At 67.0% G+C, this 19,548-nt stretch carries 23 protein-coding genes; 15 read left to right on the forward strand and 8 right to left on the reverse strand.

Translation table 11 applies throughout. The features are described from left to right. Position 1: 1 nt before the first annotated feature. Positions 2 to 487, reverse strand: a complete 486-nt coding sequence (locus tag VD964_RS17685) for a cytochrome c (RefSeq protein WP_324869828.1) — start codon at positions 485 to 487, stop codon at positions 2 to 4. A gap of 143 nt (positions 488 to 630) precedes the next feature. Here VD964_RS17685 and VD964_RS17690 point away from each other — a divergent pair, with 143 nt between their 5' ends. The 3 genes from VD964_RS17690 (at position 631) to alr (ending at position 3,979) form a co-directional block, all read left to right on the forward strand. After that, positions 631 to 1,215 (forward strand): TIGR00730 family Rossman fold protein, encoded by a 585-nt coding sequence (locus VD964_RS17690; RefSeq protein WP_324869829.1) that lies wholly within the window; start codon positions 631 to 633, stop codon positions 1,213 to 1,215. A 131-nt stretch (positions 1,216 to 1,346) separates the two neighbouring features. Next, positions 1,347 to 2,852, forward strand: coding sequence for a replicative DNA helicase (locus VD964_RS17695; RefSeq protein WP_324869830.1), 1,506 nt, complete (start codon positions 1,347 to 1,349; stop codon positions 2,850 to 2,852). A 5-nt stretch (positions 2,853 to 2,857) separates the two neighbouring features. Then, entirely contained in the window at positions 2,858 to 3,979 is a 1,122-nt protein-coding gene (gene alr / locus VD964_RS17700) for an alanine racemase (protein WP_324869831.1), read from the forward strand. Between the two features lie 163 nt (positions 3,980 to 4,142). On the opposite strand, the gene VD964_RS17705 is transcribed toward alr, so the two are convergent. Together VD964_RS17705 and VD964_RS17710 are read right to left on the reverse strand one after the other, a co-directional pair. Then, positions 4,143 to 4,352 (reverse strand): hypothetical protein, encoded by a 210-nt coding sequence (locus VD964_RS17705; protein ID WP_324869832.1) that lies wholly within the window; start codon positions 4,350 to 4,352, stop codon positions 4,143 to 4,145. A gap of 2 nt (positions 4,353 to 4,354) precedes the next feature. Continuing rightward, positions 4,355 to 4,888, reverse strand: coding sequence for a hypothetical protein (locus VD964_RS17710; protein WP_324869833.1), 534 nt, complete (start codon positions 4,886 to 4,888; stop codon positions 4,355 to 4,357). A 260-nt stretch (positions 4,889 to 5,148) separates the two neighbouring features. On the opposite strand from VD964_RS17710, the gene VD964_RS17715 reads away from it, so the two are divergent. The 4 genes from VD964_RS17715 (at position 5,149) to VD964_RS17730 (ending at position 7,825) form a co-directional block, all read left to right on the forward strand. After that, the gene (locus VD964_RS17715; protein WP_014250103.1) at positions 5,149 to 5,925 is read left to right on the forward strand and encodes an MlaE family ABC transporter permease; all 777 of its coding nucleotides are present in this window, start codon (positions 5,149 to 5,151) and stop codon (positions 5,923 to 5,925) included. Positions 5,926 to 5,935: 10 nt separating this feature from the next. Then, entirely contained in the window at positions 5,936 to 6,712 is a 777-nt protein-coding gene (locus tag VD964_RS17720) for an ABC transporter ATP-binding protein (protein ID WP_324869834.1), read from the forward strand. Positions 6,713 to 6,828: 116 nt separating this feature from the next. Beyond that, entirely contained in the window at positions 6,829 to 7,509 is a 681-nt protein-coding gene (locus tag VD964_RS17725; RefSeq protein ID WP_324869835.1) for an endonuclease III, read from the forward strand. A gap of 85 nt (positions 7,510 to 7,594) precedes the next feature. Beyond that, complete coding sequence (locus tag VD964_RS17730) at positions 7,595 to 7,825, forward strand: DUF1178 family protein (RefSeq protein ID WP_324869836.1); 231 nt, start codon at positions 7,595 to 7,597, stop codon at positions 7,823 to 7,825. Between the two features lie 124 nt (positions 7,826 to 7,949). On the opposite strand, the gene VD964_RS17735 is transcribed toward VD964_RS17730, so the two are convergent. Further along, entirely contained in the window at positions 7,950 to 8,894 is a 945-nt protein-coding gene (locus VD964_RS17735) for a peptidoglycan-binding domain-containing protein (protein ID WP_324869837.1), read from the reverse strand. A 327-nt stretch (positions 8,895 to 9,221) separates the two neighbouring features. On the opposite strand from VD964_RS17735, the gene VD964_RS17740 reads away from it, so the two are divergent. Then, positions 9,222 to 9,452, forward strand: a complete 231-nt coding sequence (locus tag VD964_RS17740) for a hypothetical protein (protein ID WP_324869839.1) — start codon at positions 9,222 to 9,224, stop codon at positions 9,450 to 9,452. Positions 9,453 to 9,471: 19 nt separating this feature from the next. Here the strand turns inward: VD964_RS17740 and VD964_RS17745 are convergent, their stop codons facing one another. Then, complete coding sequence (locus VD964_RS17745; protein WP_324869840.1) at positions 9,472 to 9,891, reverse strand: hypothetical protein; 420 nt, start codon at positions 9,889 to 9,891, stop codon at positions 9,472 to 9,474. A gap of 22 nt (positions 9,892 to 9,913) precedes the next feature. Further along, positions 9,914 to 11,371 (reverse strand): GH1 family beta-glucosidase, encoded by a 1,458-nt coding sequence (locus VD964_RS17750; protein ID WP_324869841.1) that lies wholly within the window; start codon positions 11,369 to 11,371, stop codon positions 9,914 to 9,916. 216 nt (positions 11,372 to 11,587) lie between these two features. Between VD964_RS17750 and VD964_RS17755 the strand changes: the two genes are divergently transcribed. From VD964_RS17755 to VD964_RS17775, 5 genes are all read left to right on the forward strand, one after another. Then, positions 11,588 to 11,782 carry a twin transmembrane helix small protein gene (locus VD964_RS17755; protein ID WP_063635925.1) on the forward strand — a complete coding sequence of 65 codons (195 nt, stop codon included), beginning with the start codon at positions 11,588 to 11,590 and terminating at the stop codon, positions 11,780 to 11,782. 8 nt (positions 11,783 to 11,790) lie between these two features. Continuing rightward, a complete protein-coding gene (locus VD964_RS17760; protein ID WP_324869842.1) occupies positions 11,791 to 12,360 on the forward strand; it encodes a cob(I)yrinic acid a,c-diamide adenosyltransferase in 570 nt (189 codons plus the stop codon). Positions 12,361 to 12,520: 160 nt separating this feature from the next. Continuing rightward, on the forward strand, positions 12,521 to 13,270 hold the full coding sequence (locus VD964_RS17765) for an electron transfer flavoprotein subunit beta/FixA family protein (RefSeq protein WP_324869843.1): 750 nt from the start codon (positions 12,521 to 12,523) through the stop codon (positions 13,268 to 13,270). Positions 13,271 to 13,286: 16 nt separating this feature from the next. Next, positions 13,287 to 14,234 (forward strand): electron transfer flavoprotein subunit alpha/FixB family protein, encoded by a 948-nt coding sequence (locus VD964_RS17770; RefSeq protein ID WP_324869844.1) that lies wholly within the window; start codon positions 13,287 to 13,289, stop codon positions 14,232 to 14,234. 74 nt (positions 14,235 to 14,308) lie between these two features. Continuing rightward, on the forward strand, positions 14,309 to 15,187 hold the full coding sequence (locus VD964_RS17775; RefSeq protein WP_324869845.1) for a 3-hydroxybutyryl-CoA dehydrogenase: 879 nt from the start codon (positions 14,309 to 14,311) through the stop codon (positions 15,185 to 15,187). A 234-nt stretch (positions 15,188 to 15,421) separates the two neighbouring features. On the opposite strand, the gene VD964_RS17780 is transcribed toward VD964_RS17775, so the two are convergent. Then, entirely contained in the window at positions 15,422 to 17,854 is a 2,433-nt protein-coding gene (locus VD964_RS17780; RefSeq protein ID WP_324869846.1) for a glucose/quinate/shikimate family membrane-bound PQQ-dependent dehydrogenase, read from the reverse strand. Between the two features lie 184 nt (positions 17,855 to 18,038). Here VD964_RS17780 and VD964_RS17785 point away from each other — a divergent pair, with 184 nt between their 5' ends. Then, positions 18,039 to 18,566, forward strand: coding sequence for a BON domain-containing protein (locus tag VD964_RS17785; RefSeq protein ID WP_324869847.1), 528 nt, complete (start codon positions 18,039 to 18,041; stop codon positions 18,564 to 18,566). Positions 18,567 to 18,745: 179 nt separating this feature from the next. Further along, entirely contained in the window at positions 18,746 to 18,955 is a 210-nt protein-coding gene (locus VD964_RS17790; protein ID WP_014250120.1) for a hypothetical protein, read from the forward strand. Between the two features lie 56 nt (positions 18,956 to 19,011). Here VD964_RS17790 and VD964_RS17795 read toward each other — a convergent pair whose 3' ends face one another. Then, positions 19,012 to 19,311, reverse strand: coding sequence for a hypothetical protein (locus VD964_RS17795; RefSeq protein WP_149222581.1), 300 nt, complete (start codon positions 19,309 to 19,311; stop codon positions 19,012 to 19,014). Positions 19,312 to 19,548: the final 237 nt, after the last annotated feature.

Below are 19,548 nucleotides of genomic sequence, written 5' to 3' on the forward strand. Positions count from 1 at the left end.
GTCAGTTCTTCTTGACGCGGAAGTCCTCGTGGCAGCTTCCGCAGGCCTTGGAGGTCGCGCCCAGCGCCTGGGCGATCTGGGTGCGGTCACCGCTCTTCACCGCGGCGTCCAGCTTCTCGGCCACCGGTTGCAGGCCGCTCCAGTAGCGCTGCGCCTCGGCCCAGTTCTTCCACAGCTCCGGCTTGGCGGCGCTGTCGGTCACACCCACCGCGGTGCCTTCGGGGAAGATCACCTTCGGGTCGATCTTGGAGACCGCCAGCACGGCCTCCGCCCCCTTGGCCGCATCCTCCAGGGTGGCGCCCTCGTTCTTCACATACTTGCCGACGGCGCCCATCCCGCCGCCGAGCTTCTTCATCGTCTGCTGCCGGTCCTTCACCTGCTCGGCCGGATCGGCGGCGCCGGCCTTGCCCGCCGACATGCCGAACAGCGCGAACATCAGACCGGCGACGGATGCCGCCGCAAGGACATTGACGACGCGGTTGCTCATGTGGTCCCTCCCGATGATGCCCTGGCTTAACGGTGCTTGTGCCGCTGTTGACGCGCCGCCCTCTCCCGATATTCCATGGCTTTCACCGGATTGTTTACGCCCCGCCCCTGGTGGGCGGTGGTGGCGAGAAAGGTTGACCCGCGATGAAGAGCCTGTCGTCCGTCTGCGTCTATTGCGGTGCATCCAGCCGCGTCGCCGATGTCTACAAGGAAGCCGCCCATGCGCTGGGCGACGGGCTGGCCCGCCGCGGCATCCGCATGGTCTATGGCGGCGGCCGGGTCGGGCTGATGGGCATCGCCGCCGATGCCGCGATCGCCGCCGGCGGCGAGGTGGTCGGCATCATCCCCGAACACATCCAGTCGGCGGAGATCGAGCACACCGGCCTGACCGAGCTGCATGTCGTCGACAGCATGCACACCCGCAAGCGCATGATGGTGGAGCGCGCCGATGCGTTCGTCATCCTGCCGGGCGGACTCGGCACGCTGGACGAGGCCTTCGAGATCCTGACCTGGAAGCAGCTGCAGCTGCACGACAAGCCGATCGTCATCGCCGATGTCGACGGCTACTGGCGCCCTCTGCTCGGCCTGATCGACCACATGGTCGCCCAGGGCTTCGCCCGCATCGACCGCTCCGCCCTCTACAGCGTCGCCGACCACGTCGATGCGGTGTTCGAGGCGCTGGAGGTGGCGCCGGCCCCCTCCCACCCGGCCCAGCCGAAGAAGCTCTGAGCCGGCATCAGCCCTTCCCGCGGTTATCCCCAAACTTCCCAGCTTGTGGATAACTTCTGTGCACAGCTTTTGTGGAGGGTTCCCCACCCTTCACAGAGCGTTCCCGTTCTGTTTCTGCTATTGTGTCCTTCATGAGCAACCAGACCTCATCGCTGTTCGATCCCCGCCCCTCCGCCGCGGTCAAGCCGACGGCCGAGTACCGCACGCCCCCCAACAACGAGGAGGCGGAGCAGGCGCTGCTGGGCGCGATCCTGGTCAACAACAAGGCCTACGAGAAGGTCGGCGAGTTCCTGCGGCCGGAGCATTTCTACGATCCGGCCCATCAGCGCATCTTCGCCGCCATCACCAAGATGATCGACCGCGGCCAGATCGCGAACCCGGTCACCCTGAAGGCCCTGTTCGACAACGATCCAGAACTGGCGGTGGAAGGCGGCAGCGCCTATCTGGCGGAACTGGCGGCCAACGTGGTGACGGTGGTCAATGCCGGCGATTACGGCAAGACCATCCACGACCTGTTCATCCGCCGGCAGCTGATCGAGGTCGGCACCGACATGGTGAACGAGGCGTACCGCCACGACCTCGACATCACCGCGCTCGACCAGATCGGCGAGGCGGAAAAGCAGCTGTTCGACCTCGCCTCCACCGGCGACGTCCAGGGCGGCTTCGTGGCGTTCGGCGAGTCGGTCAAGCACGCCATCACGACGGCGGAGGCTGCCTTCCGCCGCTCCAGCCACGTCACCGGCGTCACCACCGGCCTGATCGACATCGACCGCAAGCTGGGCGGCCTGCACCCGTCGGACCTGATCATCCTCGCCGGGCGTCCGTCCATGGGCAAGACGGCGCTGGCCACCAACATCGCCTTCAACGCCGCCAAAGCGCACATGCGCTCATCCGGCCAGGAAGGCGGCGTGGTCGGCTTCTTCTCGCTGGAAATGTCGGCGGAACAGCTGGCAACCCGTATCCTCGCCGACGAGGTGCAGGTGCCCGGCGACAAGATCCGCCGCGGCGAGATCCGCGACACCGATTTCCCGAAATTCGTCCAGGCCAGCCAGGATCTGGCCCGCTGCCCCTTCTATGTCGACGACACTCCGGCCCTGTCGGTCGCCGCGGTGCGCACGCGCTGCCGCCGGCTGAAGCGCACCTCCGGCCTCAGCATGGTGGTGGTCGACTATCTCCAGCTGCTGCGTGGTTCGTCATCGCGCGGGTCGGAGAACCGGGTGCAGGAAATCTCGGAAATCACCCGCGGCCTGAAGGCCATCGCAAAGGAGCTGGACGTGCCGGTGGTGGCGCTGTCGCAGCTGAGCCGCGCGGTGGAGCTTCGTGAGGACAAGCGCCCGCAGCTGGCCGACCTTCGCGAATCGGGCTCGATCGAGCAGGACGCCGACGTCGTCATGTTCGTCTTCCGCGAACAGTATTACCTTGAGCGCGCCGAGCCTTCGCGCCGGCCCGACGAGAGCGACGACAAGTTCAACGACCGCTATCAGCGCTGGCAGCAGCGCCTGGGCGAGGTGCACAACACCGCCGAGGTGATCATCGCCAAGCAGCGTCATGGTCCGATCGGCACCGTCCGCCTCTACTTCGACGGCCAGTTCACCAAGTTCGGCGATCTCGACCAGCACCACCAGACCGACGAGTGACCAGAGTGACGAGCGACCTGAACCCGCGCACCGGCGCCATCCTCACCGTGGATCTCGGCGCCGTCGTCGCCAACTGGACCCGGCTGCGCGACCGCGTCGCCCCGGCGGAATGCTCCGCCGTGGTAAAGGCCGACGCCTATGGGCTGGGGGTGGCGCGCGTCGTCCCGGCGCTGGCCGCCGCCGGCTGCCGCACCTTCGTCGTCGCCCAGTTCGAGGAGGCGCTGGCCGTCCGCCGCGCGCTGGAGCCGGTCGCTCCGGAAGCGCAGGTCTTCTCGCTGGGCGGCCTGCCGGCCGGGTGCGAGGGGGATTTCATCGCCGGCCGCATCCTGCCGGTGCTGAACCATCTGGGCGAGATCGCGGCGTGGCGGGCCTTCGCCGCATCGCGCGGCGAGGTTCTGCCGGCGGTGATCCACATCGACACCGGCATGAACCGGCTGGGCCTCGGCCCCGACGAGCTGGACGAGCTCGCCGGCCATCCGCATTGGCTGGAGGGGATCGACGTCCGCTATTGGATGACCCATCTCGCCTGCGCCGACGAGTTCGACAGCCCGATGACCGGGGAGCAGCTCGACCGCTTCCGCGCGGCGCTGGCCCGGTTGCCCAAGGCGAAGGCGAGCTTCGCCAATTCGTCCGGCATCTTCCACGGCAAGGACCATCATTTCGACCTCGCCCGGCCGGGCTGCGCGCTCTACGGCGTCAACCCGACGCCGCATCTGTCCAACCCGATGCTGGGCACCGTGCGTCTCGACGCACGTCTGCTGCAGGTCCGCAACTGCACGGTTCCGATGACGGTCGGCTATGGTGCGGCCCACAAGGTCACCGGCCCGGCGCGGATCGCGACCATTGGCGTCGGCTATGCCGACGGCTACCTGCGCTCGCTCAGCGGCAAGGGGCACATTTACGTCGACGGCGTCGCCGCCCCCATCGTCGGCCGCATCTCGATGGACCTCATCACCATCGACGTCACCGGCCTGCCGGAGTCGGTGGCCCATGCCGGCCGCATGGTCGAGCTGATCGGCCCCAACCGCCCGGTCGACACGGCGGCGGCGGAGGGTGGGACCATCGGCTACGAGATCCTGACCGCGCTCGGCAGGCGCTATCACCGGGTTTATGTCGGCGGAGAGTAGAAGAGGCAGGGAGACTTGCCGGCACGCCGCCGTGAGCGGTTCTCCGCTGGGGCCACATGCTGACCTACATCGCCAGAGGAGGCAAAAACAAAAGCGCCCCTTGAGCATTGTCAGAAGGGGCGCTTTATACGTCGAAAAGCGGAAGGAATATCGCTGCGGGTCCTTAGACGCGAAAAATGACTTTCTCAAAGCTCGGGATCAACTTCTCAGCGTGTTCCTTGCGAAACCCCTTGTACTGCATAAGATAGTCAAGCATGGACATCTTGCCGGCACGGATTTGATCGCGCAGGCTCCGCTCGTGTTCTTCCCGGCTGATGGTGATATGTTCCATCAGCTCACTCTTGGCGTCGCTAAAGCGTATGTTGATGCCCATTTCTATCTCCTGCGAACAAGGGCCACCCTGCGAGGGTGAAAGCCAGTCCGACGCATCTCAACACAAAAATTAGGTTGGTTGACACGCGTTGCAAGGTGACTGTACCAGCGTTCCAGCTTCGAGTCATTAGGAACGCCAACGATCATTGGAGGACCTTTGTCTTCCATATACCGCAAAACACCTCCCACCAAGAAACGTTCCAATTCAAGGAACTCCTTCATGGACAGCATCTTGTCGCGAGGCAGCCGCCGATAGGCAGCACCTTCCTCAAGCTCATTCTCCGAGTTGTCGAACTTGAACAACAGACCAGCGCCATCGCTGGGCCGAGGCAACCCCAACTCATCGTAGAAATACTCCAGCCCATACTCCTCCAGTTCGACCGCCTCGACCCTCATGGTGTAAATAAGGTTTCCGATCGGGAAGGATGTGCCCCATACGGCGCGTACGCCATTCGCCGTCGCCGCCAGCGAAGGAAGAGGGCCTGGATCGATCGGTGCAACAGGTGTGTGTTTAAGGCTCATGAGGCCGGAAAGCATATGCATCCTTCAAGAAAAGGCAACAAATTCGGGAAGGCGCCCGCGCCATGCATGCCCACTCTGCACATCGACCGCGGAACCGCGCATGGCACTCCACCGGAAAGCGACCCACCGGCACCGGTGGTGGAATGCCGGACCACCGCCCGGCCGCGACACCCAACTCGCCCCTCCCCTGCAAAGTCCAAGGATGACCTAGCCGTTCATCGGTGCTATGACCGCAGCGCCCAAATGAGTCTCAAACCAAGGATGCGGGCCGACTGATGGGTTTCCTCGCCGCCACCGGCCGGGCCTTCCTGATCTTCCTGGAAGCGACCGGACGCCTTGCCCTGTTCACCGGGTCCGCCCTGTCGCACTGCGTGCGCCCGCCGCTCTATCCCCGGCAGATCCTGCGCCAGATGATCGACATCGGCTATTATTCGCTGCCGGTGGTCGGGCTGACGGCGCTGTTCACCGGCATGGTGCTGGCCCTGCAGAGCTACAGCGGCTTCTCCCGCTTCCAGGCCGAAGGCGCCATCGCCACCGTCGTCGTGCTGTCGATCACGCGCGAGTTGGGACCGGTTCTGGCCGGCCTGATGGTCGCCGGCCGCATCGGCGCCGCCATGGCGGCAGAGATCGGCACCATGCGGGTCACCGAACAGATCGACGCGCTGTCCACGCTGTCGACCAATCCGTACAAATATCTGGTGGCCCCGCGCCTGATCGCCGGCCTGACCATGGTGCCGCTGCTGGTGATCGTCGCCGACATCATCGGCGTGTTCGGCGGCTTCCTGGTCGGCGTCTACCGGCTGGACTTCAACGCCGCCAGCTACATCAACCGCACCTGGGAATTCCTGGAACCGCTGGACGTCATCTCCGGTCTGGTGAAGGCGGCGATCTTCGGATTCCTGATCGCGCTGATGGGCTGCTACCACGGTTACCATTCCAAGGGCGGCGCCCAGGGCGTGGGTGCTGCGACCACCAACGCGGTGGTGTCCGCCTCCATCATGATCCTGGTGTGGAACTACCTCATCACCGGCCTCTTCTTCTCGACCAAGTGAGCGCCACTCCATGACCACTGTCCCGAAGATCGCGCTCAAAGACGTCACCAAGCATTTCGGCCCGAAGAAAGTGCTGAACGGCATCGACCTCGAGGTGGCGAAGGGCGAGTCGCTGGTGGTGATCGGCGGGTCGGGCACCGGCAAGTCGGTGATGCTGAAGAGCATCCTCGGCCTGCTGACACCGGATTCCGGTTCCATCAAGGTCGACGGCGTCGAGACGACCCGCCTGCGCTCGCGCGAGCGGGAGAAGATGCTGCACAAGTTCGGCATGCTGTTCCAGGGCGCCGCGCTGTTCGACAGCCTGACGGTCTGGGAAAACGTCGCCTTCGGCCTGATCCAGGGCGCCCATATGTCTCGATCCCAGGCCAAGGAGATCGCCGTCGCCAAGCTGGGCGCCGTCGGCCTCACCCCCGACGTGGCGGAGCTGTCGCCGGCGGAGCTGTCGGGCGGCATGCAAAAGCGCGTCGGCCTTGCCCGTGCGATCGCCGACGAACCGGAGATCATCTTCTTCGACGAACCGACGACCGGCCTCGATCCGATCATGGCCGACGTCATCAACGAACTGATCGTGCAGTGCGTGAAGGACCTCGGCGCCACCGCGGTCACCATCACCCACGACATGGCGTCGGCCCGCAAGATCGCCGACCGCATCGCCATGATCTACCAGGGCCGCATCATCTGGACCGGCCACGCCCGCGACATCGACAATTCGGGCAACGCCTATGTCGACCAGTTCGTCCATGGCCGCGCGGACGGGCCGATCAAGATGCAGATCAAGGCGCTCTGATCGGAGCGACCGGGCCGGAACAATCCGGCTGGAACAATCTGGCCGGAACAATCCGGGGACTTGCCGGTTGTCGAACGGGGTGTCATCGCAGCCCGTTCCCCGGAGGTCGTTCTCCCGTGAGTTTGCAGCCCGCGACGTCCCAGGCCTTCGATATCGACGAAGCCTTCCGCCGCCTGCGGATCGCGGTCGCCCCCTACCCCAAGGCGGCGATGTTCGACCTGCGCGACCGCGGCTATGCCACGCCCTTCCAGCAGCTGGTCGCCAGCCTGATTTCCGCCCGCACGCGGGACGAGACGAGTCTGGTGGTCGCCGAACGGCTGTTCGCCGTCGCCGACACTCCCGCCGCCATGGCCGCCCTGCCGGAGGAGCGGTTGGTGGAGCTTCTGCACGGCGCCACCTTCCCGGAACCCAAGGCGCGCGACATCCGCGACCTCTCCCGCCGTATCGTCGAGGAGCATGCCGGCGAGGTGCCGGACACGCCCGACGCGCTGATGCGCTTCCGCGGGGTCGGGCCGAAGATCGCGGCGCTGACGCTGGCGGTCGGCTTCGACATCCCGGCGCTGGCGGTCGACATCCATGTCCACCGCGTCACCAACCGCTGGGGCTATGTGTCGGCGCGCACGCCGGAAAAGACCATGGCGGCGCTGCTGGCGGTATTGCCCAAGCGATATTGGGTGGAGATCAACGAGCGGCTGGTGCCCTTCGGCAAATGGATCTGCACCGGCGACCGGCCGCGCTGCTCCACCTGCCCGCTCTTGTCGATGTGCGCCCGCGTCGGCGTCACGGAGTCGCGCTGAGGCCCGGCGATTGATGCAGATCCTGGCAGGGCGGCGGGCGCTTGGCTAGAACGGCGGCCAAGATTCCGCTTTTCGAGGCTCCGCGATGATCGTCTACGCCCTGCACTGCGCCTGCGGCCATGATTTCGACCAGTGGTTCGACAACATGGCCGATTACGACGCCAAGAAAACCGCCGGCATCCCCTGCCCCTCCTGCGGCGGCACGGAGGTCGCCAAGGCCATCATGGCACCGCGCGTGGCCAAGTCCCAGCCGGCCCCGACCCCCGCCTGCGTACCCGGCGGCTGCGGCGGGGGCGGCTGTCCGATGATGATGTGAGGGGAGGTTCGGCGTCGGGTTGCCCCCTCCCTCCCACGGCTGCGCCGCGGGTCCCTCCCTCTCCCGCGATCGGACCGGCCTCTGGCCGGCCGAGGGCGGGGGAGGGTTAGGGTGGGGGCAAAGCTCAGCGCCGCCGCGCCTCCGCCGTCAAGCGCGGTTCGATGGTCAGTTCCTCCCGGCGGCGGGGAGAGCCGAAGCTCGGCTCAACCCGCGACTCGCGCGGCCGGTCGTCGCCGGCGGGGGTGCGGCTCAGCGGATCGACACCGCGCCCGCTGCGCCACCAGGCGAAGCCGACGCCACCCAGCGTCACCGCGAGCAGTCCGGCCACACCGGCGCGCGCCGCGTTCGACTGCCACACCGACGTGCCGCCGCCGACCGCCACCGGTTCCTCCACCGGGGCCGGCTTGCCATCCGGGGTCGTCGCCGCCACCGCCCCGCGGGGTGCCGCCTGCGGAGCCGGCCCTTCGGCGGCACCGGCCGACGGACGCGCCGCGCCCTGAGGCGCCGCACTGGGCGCGACCGCATTGGAAGCCGCCGCCGGTGCCGAGGGGCGCGGAGCCGCGGCAGGAGCGCTGTGGCCGGTGGAAGAGGAAGACGACGGGGAGGACGGCGCCGAAACCGGCGCGCCGCCGAACTGGGCCATGCCGCCGACGCTCTCGCTGCCGGATTCGACCCGGCCGGTGGGGGCGGCGCGCGGCGCCACCTCCTTGTCCTGGCGGGTTTGGCCAACCTGGCTCTTGGACAGGCTGCCCATGGTGGGAGCGGCCTTCTTCTCGCGCTCGCCCATCATCTTGTTGATGGTGGCCTGATCGAGGTTGCCGGTGGCCGGCAGGCCGACCGACTTCTGATAGGCGCTGAGCGAGGACCGCGTTTCCGGCGTCATCTGGCCCTTGGCGCGGCCGCCGATGTTGTAGCCCTTGTCCTTCAGGAAGGTCTGCGCCCACTGGATATCGGCCGTCGATGCCTCCGCCCGTGCGGAACCCGGCGTTCCTAGCGCAAGACCCGACACCACCACTGCAACAGCCGCCACCGCGGCGCCACCACGCACCCGCCGCGAAATCCCAGACATCGCCTTATCCCTCCGTCCGTGACGCCAGACCGATTTCAGAGCCACGACACTCCCCCCGAATCGGGGACATGGATCGTGTTACCAGATTGCGCCGCTTTTCCGGCGGCGATTTTTGTGCGTCTGCGTTGTCCGCCACGCAGCGTTGCCGAAAAAGCGCGTTCCCGGAAATGGTGTGCGAAAATGGATTGGAAAAGGCCGGACGTGGTAGCGTCAATTCAGGGGCAACACGTGGAATGCAGGGGCGCCATGATCGGGTTCGAAAACGCATCTCCATGGGTAAGACCGAGGGCAAGACCGCGGGTCGCGCCGGCGGTCGCCGTCTGCGTCGTGACCACCGTCTTCCTGCTGTCGGGCTGCGGCAGCCCGCCGGCCTACCGCGAGTGGACCGCCAGCCCCGACGTGCCGACCATCGCCTACGACGAGTGCACCGAGCAGGTGGACCACACCATGCGCCTGCGCGGCTACCCCCTGCGCCCGCTGCCGGAAACGCCGCAGTACGGCTACCGCAAGGAAATCTTCGCGCTGTGCATGCGCCGCAAGGGCTACGCGACGGAGTGACCCTCCACCGTCCGCCCCTTTATCTCCCACCGGCGAAATGCAGGTAGGCCAAGGCGCCTGCCAACGTGCCGATCACGATCACCGCAAGATAGACCCGCAGCGGCAAAGCCACCGGTTCCGCCGCCTTGCGCCTGCGCCCTGGTTTGGCGGCCGGCGCCGGCTTCGCCGCAGGACGGACGTGTCCTCCCTTTGCCGGCCCCTTGGTGGGGTCGTACAGCTCGATCAGCGTCCAGTTGAACTCCATGCCCTCATAGGCGGAGTCGGCGTTGTAATCGAGTTGGATCAGCCGGAAATAAGCCCGCGGGTTGATGCCCACCATCTGGTCGAAGCGTGCCTTGGCGTGGGCAAGCTCCTCCCCCACCTCCAGCGTCTTCCACCCCTTGCCGCGCGCCTTCTGGATAGCGAATCGGGTCGGCTGGGACGGGCGCGGGGTCGGCATGGGCGGCAGTCTATCGCCACACTCAGCGCAGCGGAACCGCGTTGTTGCGGATGACCGAGGCGTACCAGTCGTAGCTGGCCTTCGGCTTGCGGGCCATCGACTCCCGGTCGACCTGGACCAGCCCGAACTTGCGGCGGTAGCCCTCCGACCATTCGAAATTGTCCAGCAGCGTCCAGGCCATATAGCCCTTCAGGTTGCAACCCTCGTCGATCGCCTTGGCCGCGGCCAGCAGATGGTCGCGCAGGTAGCCGATGCGGTCGCGGTCCTCCACCCGGCCGGCGGGGCCGACGGTGTCGGGATAATCGGCGCCGTTCTCCGTCACATAGACGGGCGGATTGCCGTATTTCTCCTGCAGTTCGGCCAGGATCTCGGTCAGACCGTCCGGCTCCACCGGCCATTCCATGCCGGTCTTGCGCGTGCCCTCGGGCGCCGAGCCGTATCCGGTGCCGAACAGCCCCTGCGGATCGGGCTGCTGGTGCATGCGGCTGTAATAGTTGACGCCGAGAAAGTCGACCGGCTGCTTGATGCGCTCCAGGTCGCCGGACTTGGCGATGCGGGCGAAATCGGCCTCCAGCTGTGCCGGGAAGCGGCCCTTGAACAGCGGGTCCAGGCAGGAGCGGTTCCACACCGCGTCCCACATCAGCGACGCCGGATAGTTCGAATCGAGCCCCCCCACCGGCCAGGACGGCTGCAGCGACAGCACGGTGCCGAGCTGCCAGTTCCGGCCGCCCACCTGCCGCAACGCGGCCAGCGCGGTGCCCTGGGCGAGGTTCTGGTGATGGATGGCCTTCAGGCAGTTGTCGCGGCCGGTCAACCCCGGCGCATGGCCGCCGGTGCCGTGGCCGAAGATGGCGACCACCGACGGCTCGTTCAGCATCACCCAGTTCTTGGCGCGATCGCCCAGCCGGGCGGTGACCGCCAGCGCATAATCGGTGAACCAGCCAGCGATGTCGCGGTTGGTCCAGCCGCCGCGGTCCTGCAGGGCCTGGGGCAAATCCCAGTGGAACAGGCAGGGCCAGGGCTGGATGCCCTTCGCCAGCAGCGCGTCGGTCAGCCGGTCGTAGAAGTCGAGCCCCTTGGCATTCACGGCGCCCGTGCCCTGCGGCATCACCCGCGGCCAGGCGATGGAGAAGCGGTAGGCCTTCATGCCGGCCCGCGCCATCAACTCCACATCCTCGGCATAGCGGTGGTAATGGTCGCAGGCGACGTCGCCGCTGTCGCCGTTGGCGATCCGCCCGAAGGAATGGCTGTAGGTGTCCCAGACGCTGGGGCCGCGCCCATCCTCCGCCACCGCCCCTTCGATCTGGTAGCTGGAGGTGGAGACGCCCCACAGGAACCCATCGGGGAAGGCGACCATACGGGGGGCCGAGTCGGGGGCCGCCTGCACGCCCCCGCGGGTCAGTGCAGCCATCGCGCCGCCGCCGGCCGCCGCGGCCGCCGTCACCTTCAGGGCCGTCTTCAGGAAACTCCGCCGCCGCATCGCCCGCATCTCCGCTCCGCCGCCCAACCGGGCTGTGGCCGTCCGTCGCCGCGCACTGTATGCGGTCCAACGGCTTTGGCAACCGGGTGATTACCCGCATCGGCGATTCTTCCGGGGCACCGCCCCCCGCGACATCACAACCCACACATCATATCCCTGACATCGCATCCAAGGGCGGCCATAGGCGCGGCGCCCATCGCGGTCTATATTGGCGCCATGCACGATCTCTTCCCCATCCTGATGGTCCTGGCGATGCTGGCTGTGGTCGGCTCGCTCTTTGTCGGCCTCTTCTTCATGGCCCGCGGCGGCCGGGGCGACCCGCGCCGTTCCAACAAGGCTATGCGCCTGCGCGTGATCCTGCAGGGCGCAGCCTTGCTGCTGTTCGTTCTCGCCATCCTGACCAAAGGCTGACGGTTTCCATGGTAAAGCTGACCAAGATCTACACGCGCGGCGGCGATGCCGGCGAAACCTCGCTCGGCGACGGCAGCCGGGTGCCGAAGCACGACCGCCGCGTCGCCGCCTACGGCACGGTGGACGAGGCGAACGCCGTCATCGGCATGGCGCGCCTCCATACCAATGACTGGCCGGAGGCCGACGCGATGCTCGGCCGCATCCAGAACGACCTGTTCGACCTGGGCGCCGACCTCTGCACGCCGGAGGAGGAGGCGCCGAAATACCCGCCGTTGCGCATCGTGCAGGCCCAGGTCGACCGGTTGGAGGCGGAGATCGACGCGATGAACGCCGCTCTGGCGCCGCTGACCTCCTTCATCCTTCCCGGCGGCTCTGCGGCCGCCGCGCACCTGCATCTGGCGCGCACCGTGGTGCGGCGGGCGGAACGGTTGATGACCGATCTGGCGCGCCACGAACCGGTGACGCGTGCGGCGCTGAAATACGTCAACCGGCTGTCGGACCACCTGTTCGTCCTGAGCCGGGTGGTGAACCGCAACGGGGCGGACGACGTCCTGTGGGTTCCCGGCGCCAACCGGTGAGAGCCGGCCACCTAATCCGGCCTGCGCCGCCGCCGGCGCTTCCGGGGCTTCTGGCGCGTCATTGACAGTGGTAATGCCAGATCCTATGGTCCGTTCGCAACCACAGCAATTTTCGCGGTGTTCGCCGTAATGGGCGCGCGCTCAGCAGCCAGGGTGAGTTATGAAAGTCCTCGTCCCCGTTAAGCGAGTGGTCGACTACAACGTGAAGATCCGCGTCAAGGCGGATGGCAGCGGCGTCGAGACCGCCAACGTGAAGATGAGCATGAACCCCTTCGACGAGATCGCCGTCGAAGAGGCGGTGCGCCTGAAGGAGGCCGGCAAGGCGACCGAGATCGTCGTGGTCTCCGTCGGTCCGACCCAGGCCCAGGAGACGCTGCGCACCGCTCTCGCCATGGGTGCCGACCGCGCCATCCTGGTGCAGACCGACGTGACGACCGAACCGCTCGCCGTCGCCAAGGTCCTCAAGGCCCTGGTCGAGAAGGAGGCGCCGGGAATGGTGATCCTCGGCAAGCAGGCGATCGACGACGACTGCAACCAGACCGGCCAGATGTTGGCCGCCCTGCTCGGCTGGGGCCAAGGCACCTTCGCCTCGAAGGTCGTCGCCGGTGACGGCACGGTCGCGGTCACGCGCGAGATCGACGGCGGCCTGGAGACGGTGGAGCTGAAGCTGCCGGCGGTGGTCACCGCCGACCTGCGCCTCAACGAGCCGCGCTATGCTTCGCTGCCGAACATCATGAAGGCGAAGAAGAAGCCGCTGGAGACCGTCGCTCCGGACGCGCTGGGCGTCGATGTCGCCCCGCGTCTGAAGACGCTGAAGGTGACCGAGCCGGCCAAGCGTCAGGCCGGCATCAAGGTGCCGGACGTCGCCGCACTGGTCGACAAGCTCAAGAACGATGCGCGCGTGATCTGAGGGGGATGAACTGACCATGGCCAACATTCTCGTCATCGCGGAACACGACGGCGCCTCGCTGAAGCCCGCCACGCTGAACGCCGTCACCGCCGCCTCCAAAATCGGCGGCGACATCCATGTCCTGGTCGCCGGCAAGGGCTCCCAGGCCGCCGCCGAGGCAGCATCCAAGGTGGCCGGCGTCGCCAAGGTGCTGCTGGCCGACGATGCGGCCTATGAGCACCAGCTGCCGGAGGATGTCGCACCGCTGGTGGTCGCCACCGCCAAGAGCGGTTACGGCCATGTCCTGGCCGGCGCCACCTCGGTCGGCAAGAACCTCCTGCCGCGCGTAGCCGCCCTGCTGGACGTTGCCGCCATCTCCGACATCACCGGCGTGGTGTCTGCCGACACCTTCGAGCGGCCGATCTACGCCGGCAACGCGATTGCCACCGTGCAGTCGGGCGATGCGGTGAAGGTCATCACCGTCCGCACCACCGCCTTCGAGACCGCCGCCGCCGAAGGCGGTTCGGCCTCGGTCGAGAAGGTCGCGGGCGCCGGTGCCGCCGGCCTGTCGAGCTTCGTCTCGGCCGAACTGACCAAGTCGGAGCGTCCGGAGCTGACCGCCGCCCGCGTGGTGGTGTCGGGTGGCCGCGGCATGCAGTCGGGCGAGAATTTCCCCATGCTGGAGGCTCTGGCCGACAAGCTGGGTGCTGCGGTGGGCGCCAGCCGCGCCGCCGTGGACGCGGGCTTCGTGCCGAACGATTATCAGGTCGGGCAAACCGGCAAGATCGTGGCGCCCGAGCTGTACATCGCCGTCGGCATCTCCGGTGCAATCCAGCACCTCGCCGGCATGAAGGACAGCAAGGTGATCGTCGCGATCAACAAGGATGAGGAAGCGCCCATCTTCCAGGTCGCCGATTACGGCCTCGTCGCGGACCTGTTCAAGGCCGTGCCGGAGCTGACGGCCGAGTTGGACAAGGCGCGCTGATCCGGATCGCGGTCGAGGGGGAAGCTCCCCTCGACCGCGGCCTTTCTACCCACATCCTTCGCGGGACAGCCCCCATGACCACGATCAAGAAGATTGGCATCATCGGTGCCGGCCAGATGGGCAGCGGTATCGCCCAGGTCTGTGCCCAGGCCGGCTATGATGTCGTCCTGTCCGACATCAGCGACGCGGTCCTGGAAAAGGCGCTCGCCAACATCGGCCGGAATTACGACCGCCAGATCCAGAAGGGCAAGCTGGAAGAGGCGGAGAAGACCGCCGCCCTCGGCCGCATCGTCACCGGCACTGACCTGTCGGTGTTCGGCGAGTCCGATCTGGTGATCGAGGCAGCAACCGAGAACGAGGCGCTGAAGCGCGACCTGCTGAAGAAGCTGGTCCCGCATCTGAAGCCGGAGGCGCTGATCGCGACGAACACCTCGTCGATCTCGATCACCCGCCTGGCCGCGGCGACCGACCGTCCGGCCAAGTTCATGGGCATGCACTTCATGAACCCGGTGCCGGTGATGCAGCTGGTCGAGCTGATCCGCGGCATCGCGACCGACGAGCCGACCTTCAACGCCATCAAGGAACTGACGCTTGCCATCGGCAAGACCGCCGCGGTGGCCGAGGATTTCCCCGCCTTCATCGTCAACCGCATCCTGCTGCCGATGATCAACGAAGCGGTCTACACCCTCTATGAGGGCGTCGGCGGAGTCGAGGCCATCGACACCGCGCTGAAGCTGGGCGCCAACCACCCGATGGGTCCGCTGGAACTGGCCGACTTCATCGGACTGGACACCTGTCTGGCGGTGATGCAGGTGCTGTACGAAGGCCTTGCCGACAGCAAGTACCGCCCCTGCCCGCTGCTGGTGAAGTATGTCGAGGCCGGCTGGATCGGCAAGAAGTACGGCCGCGGTTTCTACGACTACTCGCAGACGCCGCCGGTCCCGACGCGCTGAGGGGGTTGTTCGGGAAAGCCCGCCCTGGGGAACCGGGGTGGGCTTTTTTGTTGGGGAGGGGGTGGCTGACGATGCTCCCACCCTAACCCTCCCCCGCTCTCGGCGGACCGAAGGTCCGTCCGATGCAGGGGAGGGGACTGGACTTTTGTCGGCGTTCTACGGCAGTCCCTCCCCCGCCCAGCGGGGGAGGTTAGGTGGGGGTCTAACGTCTCCGTAAAGACACTATCTCCCCCCTCACTTCGGCACCGCATAGGCGATCACCGAATCGCCTCCCTTGGTCCCCAGCGAGCCGTGCCCGCCGGCGACCACCAGCACATATTGCCGGCCGTCCTCGCCCTGATAGGTCATCGGCGTCGCCTGGCCGCCAGCCGGGAGGCGGCTTTCCCACAGCTGCCTGCCGTTGGACACGTCATAGGCCCGCACATAATAGTCGATGGTGCCGGACAGGAAGGCCACGCCTCCCGCCGTCATGATCGGGCCGCCCAGGTTGGGCACGCCCATGCGGAAGGGCAGCGGGATCGGCGAGGCGTCGCGGGTCGTGCCGTTCTTGTGCTTCCACACGACTTGGCCGGTCGTCAGGTCGGCCGCGGCGACATAGCCCCAGGGTGGCGCCTGGCAGGGCAGCCCCAGCACCGAAACGAAAGGTGCCAGCTTCACCGCATAGGGCGCGCCGAAGTTCTCGTTCAGCGCCGGCAGGCTGAATTCCGGCCGCTCGCCGCCCTGGACATACAAATCCTTGTCGTTCCGGCGCGGCACCAGCTGCGAGACGAAGGCGAGATAAGTGGGCGTGGTGAAGGCGATCTGGCGCTGCGGATCGACCGCGACACCGCCCCAGTTGAAGACGCCGAAATTGCCGGGATAGACCAGCGACCCCTGCAGCGACGGAGGCGTGTAGCGCCCCTCGTAGCGCAGCCGCTTCAAGGCGATGCGGCAGGCGAGCTGGTCGAACATCGTCGCCCCCCACATGTCCGCTCCGCCCAGAGGCGGCGGGTCGAAGGACAGGGCGGAAACCGGCTGGGTCGGGGCGGTGTGGTCGCCCTCCGCGGCACCTTGCGGCGCCGGCTTCTCGGTCACCGGCAACACCGGCTGGCCGGTGCGGCGGTCCAGCACGAACAGTTCTCCCTGCTTGGTCGGCTGGACCAGGGCCGGCACGGTCTGTCCGTTCACCGTCAGGTCGATCAGGCTGGGCTGGGCGGGCACGTCGTAGTCCCACAGATCGTGATGCACGGTCTGGAAGACCCAGCGCACCTGCCCCGTCGCCAGATCGAGCGCCACGACGGAGGAGGAGAAGCGCTCCACCTCCGGACTGCGGTTGCCGCCGAACTGGTCGGGCGGCTGGTTGCCCAACGGCACATAGACCATGCCCAGCGCCTCGTCCACGCTCGAGATCGACCAGCTGTTGGGCGAGTTGACGGTGTAGGTCTGCCCCTCCGCGATCGGCGCGGTCTGGTCGGGCCTGGCCGAGTCCCAGTTCCAAACCAGATGGCCATCATTCACGTCGAAGGCACGGATGACGCCCGACTGCTCCTTGGTCGACACATTGTCCAGCACCGTGCCGCCGACGACGATCAGGTTGGCCGTCACCACCGGCGGGGAGGTGGAATAATAGGCGCCGGGCCGGACATTCGGCATGTTGGCCCACAGGTTGATCTCGCCGCTCTGCCCGAAACCGGTGCAGGTCGACCCGTCCTCCGGGTTCAGCGCCACCAGACGCCCGTCGGCGGTCGGCATGAACAGCTTGGCGGCGCACGCACCCCCGGCTGCATTGGCGGACGCTTGCGGAGCCGGATGGTAGGACAGGCCGCGGCAGGTCAGGTGCTGCAACGCCAGCTGCTTGGGATCGATCTGCAGGTCGCGGCGCCACACCTCCTTGCCTGTGGTCGCGTCCAGCGCGATGACGAGTTGGTGAGGCGAGCACAGGAACAGCCGGTTGCCGAACTTCAGCGGCGTCACCTCGAAGGTGGTTTCCTTCGGATCGCCGGGTCGGCCGCGAAGGTCGCCGGTTTGATAGGTCCAGGCGACCTCCAGCTTGTCGGCATTCTCCGGCGTGATGCCGGTCAGCGGCGAATAGCGCTGGCCGTAGCCGGTGCGGCCATAGGCATGCCATTCCCCGTCGGGAATCGCCGGGCCGGGACCGGCAGCCGGAGTTCCGGCCGATGCGGTCTGCTGCCGCGCCGGCACGGTTCCGTCGATGCGGTGCGGGTCGGTGAACCAGGACGCGACGGCGACCAGCAGCACCACCGCCAGCGACGCGGCCAGCGGAATGCCGGAACCGCGGAAGACCCCCACCGGATAGGCGCCGGGCGCGGGCACGCCGGCCATCGGTTGCCGTTCGCCCAGGTGGCGGGTGATCCAGGGCATCAGCAGCAGGAACCCGACCACCGCGATCACGTCGCCGCGCGCCGCCAGCGGCCACCAGTCCAGCCCCGCTTCCCACAAGGCCCATACCAGCGTGCCGATCACCAGCAGCGCGTAGACCGTCAACGCCGCGGGCGACCGCTTCACCAGCAGAAGGGCCGTGACCAGGAACAGGATGCCGGCGACGGCATAGTACCAGGACCCGCCCAGCAGGATCAGCCAAAGGCCGCCGCCCAGCGACCCGAGCCCCAATATTGCCAGCAGAATTGTCATCGCCCACAGGGCGACGCTTCGCTCGGTTTTTTTCATGGCACGTCCTCAACCAAAATCCTTTCCGATCCCAACGAACGGGGGCGGAGTTGGTTGCGACATGTCTAAGCGATGGGTGCCATTCGCTACGTATCGCTGCCCATCCGGCAAAGCTTCGGAACGCGGAGCGCGCCACTTTTGTTGAACGGCGAAAGATCCTGGAATCTGCCAAACGGAGGCCGCCATGCGCATGCACCGCCATCCCTGGAGCGAGGAGTTCGCCAAGATGAGCCCGGAGGCGCGTTACCGCGGCGTCGGCCCGCGCAATTACCGCCGGTCCGACGAACGCATTCTGGAAGACATCAACGAACGCCTGACCGACGATCACCACATCGACGCCTCCGACGTCGGGGTGAAGGTGGAGGGCGGCGAGGTGACGCTGTCCGGCACCGTCGCCGACCGCGCCGCCCGCCGCCGGGCGGAAGACATCGCGGAAAGCGTGTCGGGCGTCGGCCATGTGCAGAACGACCTGCGCGTCGCCAGCCGGAACGCGCCGGGCCGGACCACGACCGTCGGTCTCGGCGAGCGGGTCGAGCCGGCCGCTCCGCAGGGTGAGGGCAGCGTGACCGGCCCCGGCGCCCCGGCGCGGGACGCCATGGTGGCGGCGCTCGACAACAGTTCCATGGTGCTGGGCAAGCAGCCGCTGCCGGAGGATGACACGCTGCGCCGCAACGACGCCATGGCCGGCACCGCCGGGCGGGACCGCCGCTGAGTCATGACCGGATCAGGGTGGGCGGTTACGCCCCCCTGCACCGGATGCGCTGCTGCCCTGCGCGGGCATTCGGAGGACCTGGGAGGGTGCTTAACACTCGGTTAACCGGCGGGGATCATTGTCCCGCAGCAAATCGAGTATCCCCTCTCAAGCCTTCCTGAAACAGAGCAGCTGCCATCATGGGCAACAAGACCATCAAGCTTTCCGACAAGGGCGGTTACCGCGACGTCGCCCTGGAACAACTGCCGCGCAATGTCCGCGCCGCGGTGACCGACCTGTCGACCAAGAATCCGGTCGCCGACATCATCGTCGACCAGTCCGGCATGCTGTACCGCATCCACCTGTCGGCGCCGGCCAACATGTATGTGGACGTGCTGGCCGTCGCCTGAGGCGTCGCCGCACCATCCGGTTTTTCGGCCAATCGCTCCGGAAGGGCGGCTTGCAGCTATTGCAGCCGCCCTTCGTCGTTCCGGCCCTCCAGCCGGGCAAGCGCCCGGTTCAGCAGCCGGGGCGGCAGCATGGCCACCGCGCCATCGCGCACCGCGCGCACATCCTCCGGGTCGAGCCCGGTGACGGCGGCCAGTTGCCGGTCATCCAGCCCGCGGTCTTCCGCCAGCAGCGTTATCCATCCCGCCAGTGTGCGGGCCTGGGCCAATCCCGCCCGGTCGTTGAACCACAGGGCACCGCCCGGTCGGCCAATCGGCGTTGCGTTTTCGAAAGGCATATCGGGATCGAACGACGTCATGGACGCACCTCCCCTCAGCAGTTTCTTTCGCGGTCGCAGCAAATTCCCACCGCTTCGCAGTGGATTTTGTTTTCCTTCATTTATGAAGTCTGCCGATCTCTTCCAGAGGGTGGTAGGCAGTATTCGGCACCACCAACGCTCTTTTCTCCGTCTTTTTGCGTTGCAGTATGACCAAAAGTCGGTGACGGGTCGCCTTTCCGGGATTCTTTGAAACTGTCTTCGCCGGCCGGGGGCTAG

It is taken from the genome of Azospirillum sp. (assembly GCF_035628975.1).
Lineage (GTDB): Bacteria > Pseudomonadota > Alphaproteobacteria > Azospirillales > Azospirillaceae > Azospirillum.

Bases quoted from the DNA above. Each gene is read 5' to 3' on its own strand.
- VD964_RS17685 (WP_324869828.1), bottom strand. From the start codon at position 487: ATGAGCAACCGCGTCGTCAATGTCCTTGCGGCGGCATCCGTCGCCGGT.
- VD964_RS17690 (WP_324869829.1), top strand. From the start codon at position 631: ATGAAGAGCCTGTCGTCCGTCTGCGTCTATTGCGGTGCATCCAGCCGC.
- VD964_RS17695 (WP_324869830.1), top strand. From the start codon at position 1,347: ATGAGCAACCAGACCTCATCGCTGTTCGATCCCCGCCCCTCCGCCGCG.
- VD964_RS17705 (WP_324869832.1), bottom strand. From the start codon at position 4,352: ATGGGCATCAACATACGCTTTAGCGACGCCAAGAGTGAGCTGATGGAA.
- VD964_RS17710 (WP_324869833.1), bottom strand. From the start codon at position 4,888: ATGCTTTCCGGCCTCATGAGCCTTAAACACACACCTGTTGCACCGATC.
- VD964_RS17715 (WP_014250103.1), top strand. From the start codon at position 5,149: ATGGGTTTCCTCGCCGCCACCGGCCGGGCCTTCCTGATCTTCCTGGAA.
- VD964_RS17720 (WP_324869834.1), top strand. From the start codon at position 5,936: ATGACCACTGTCCCGAAGATCGCGCTCAAAGACGTCACCAAGCATTTC.
- VD964_RS17730 (WP_324869836.1), top strand. From the start codon at position 7,595: ATGATCGTCTACGCCCTGCACTGCGCCTGCGGCCATGATTTCGACCAG.
- VD964_RS17735 (WP_324869837.1), bottom strand. From the start codon at position 8,894: ATGTCTGGGATTTCGCGGCGGGTGCGTGGTGGCGCCGCGGTGGCGGCT.
- VD964_RS17745 (WP_324869840.1), bottom strand. From the start codon at position 9,891: ATGCCGACCCCGCGCCCGTCCCAGCCGACCCGATTCGCTATCCAGAAG.
- VD964_RS17750 (WP_324869841.1), bottom strand. From the start codon at position 11,371: ATGCGGCGGCGGAGTTTCCTGAAGACGGCCCTGAAGGTGACGGCGGCC.
- VD964_RS17755 (WP_063635925.1), top strand. From the start codon at position 11,588: ATGCACGATCTCTTCCCCATCCTGATGGTCCTGGCGATGCTGGCTGTG.
- VD964_RS17760 (WP_324869842.1), top strand. From the start codon at position 11,791: ATGGTAAAGCTGACCAAGATCTACACGCGCGGCGGCGATGCCGGCGAA.
- VD964_RS17765 (WP_324869843.1), top strand. From the start codon at position 12,521: ATGAAAGTCCTCGTCCCCGTTAAGCGAGTGGTCGACTACAACGTGAAG.
- VD964_RS17770 (WP_324869844.1), top strand. From the start codon at position 13,287: ATGGCCAACATTCTCGTCATCGCGGAACACGACGGCGCCTCGCTGAAG.
- VD964_RS17775 (WP_324869845.1), top strand. From the start codon at position 14,309: ATGACCACGATCAAGAAGATTGGCATCATCGGTGCCGGCCAGATGGGC.
- VD964_RS17780 (WP_324869846.1), bottom strand. From the start codon at position 17,854: ATGAAAAAAACCGAGCGAAGCGTCGCCCTGTGGGCGATGACAATTCTG.
- VD964_RS17785 (WP_324869847.1), top strand. From the start codon at position 18,039: ATGCGCATGCACCGCCATCCCTGGAGCGAGGAGTTCGCCAAGATGAGC.
- VD964_RS17790 (WP_014250120.1), top strand. From the start codon at position 18,746: ATGGGCAACAAGACCATCAAGCTTTCCGACAAGGGCGGTTACCGCGAC.
- VD964_RS17795 (WP_149222581.1), bottom strand. From the start codon at position 19,311: ATGACGTCGTTCGATCCCGATATGCCTTTCGAAAACGCAACGCCGATT.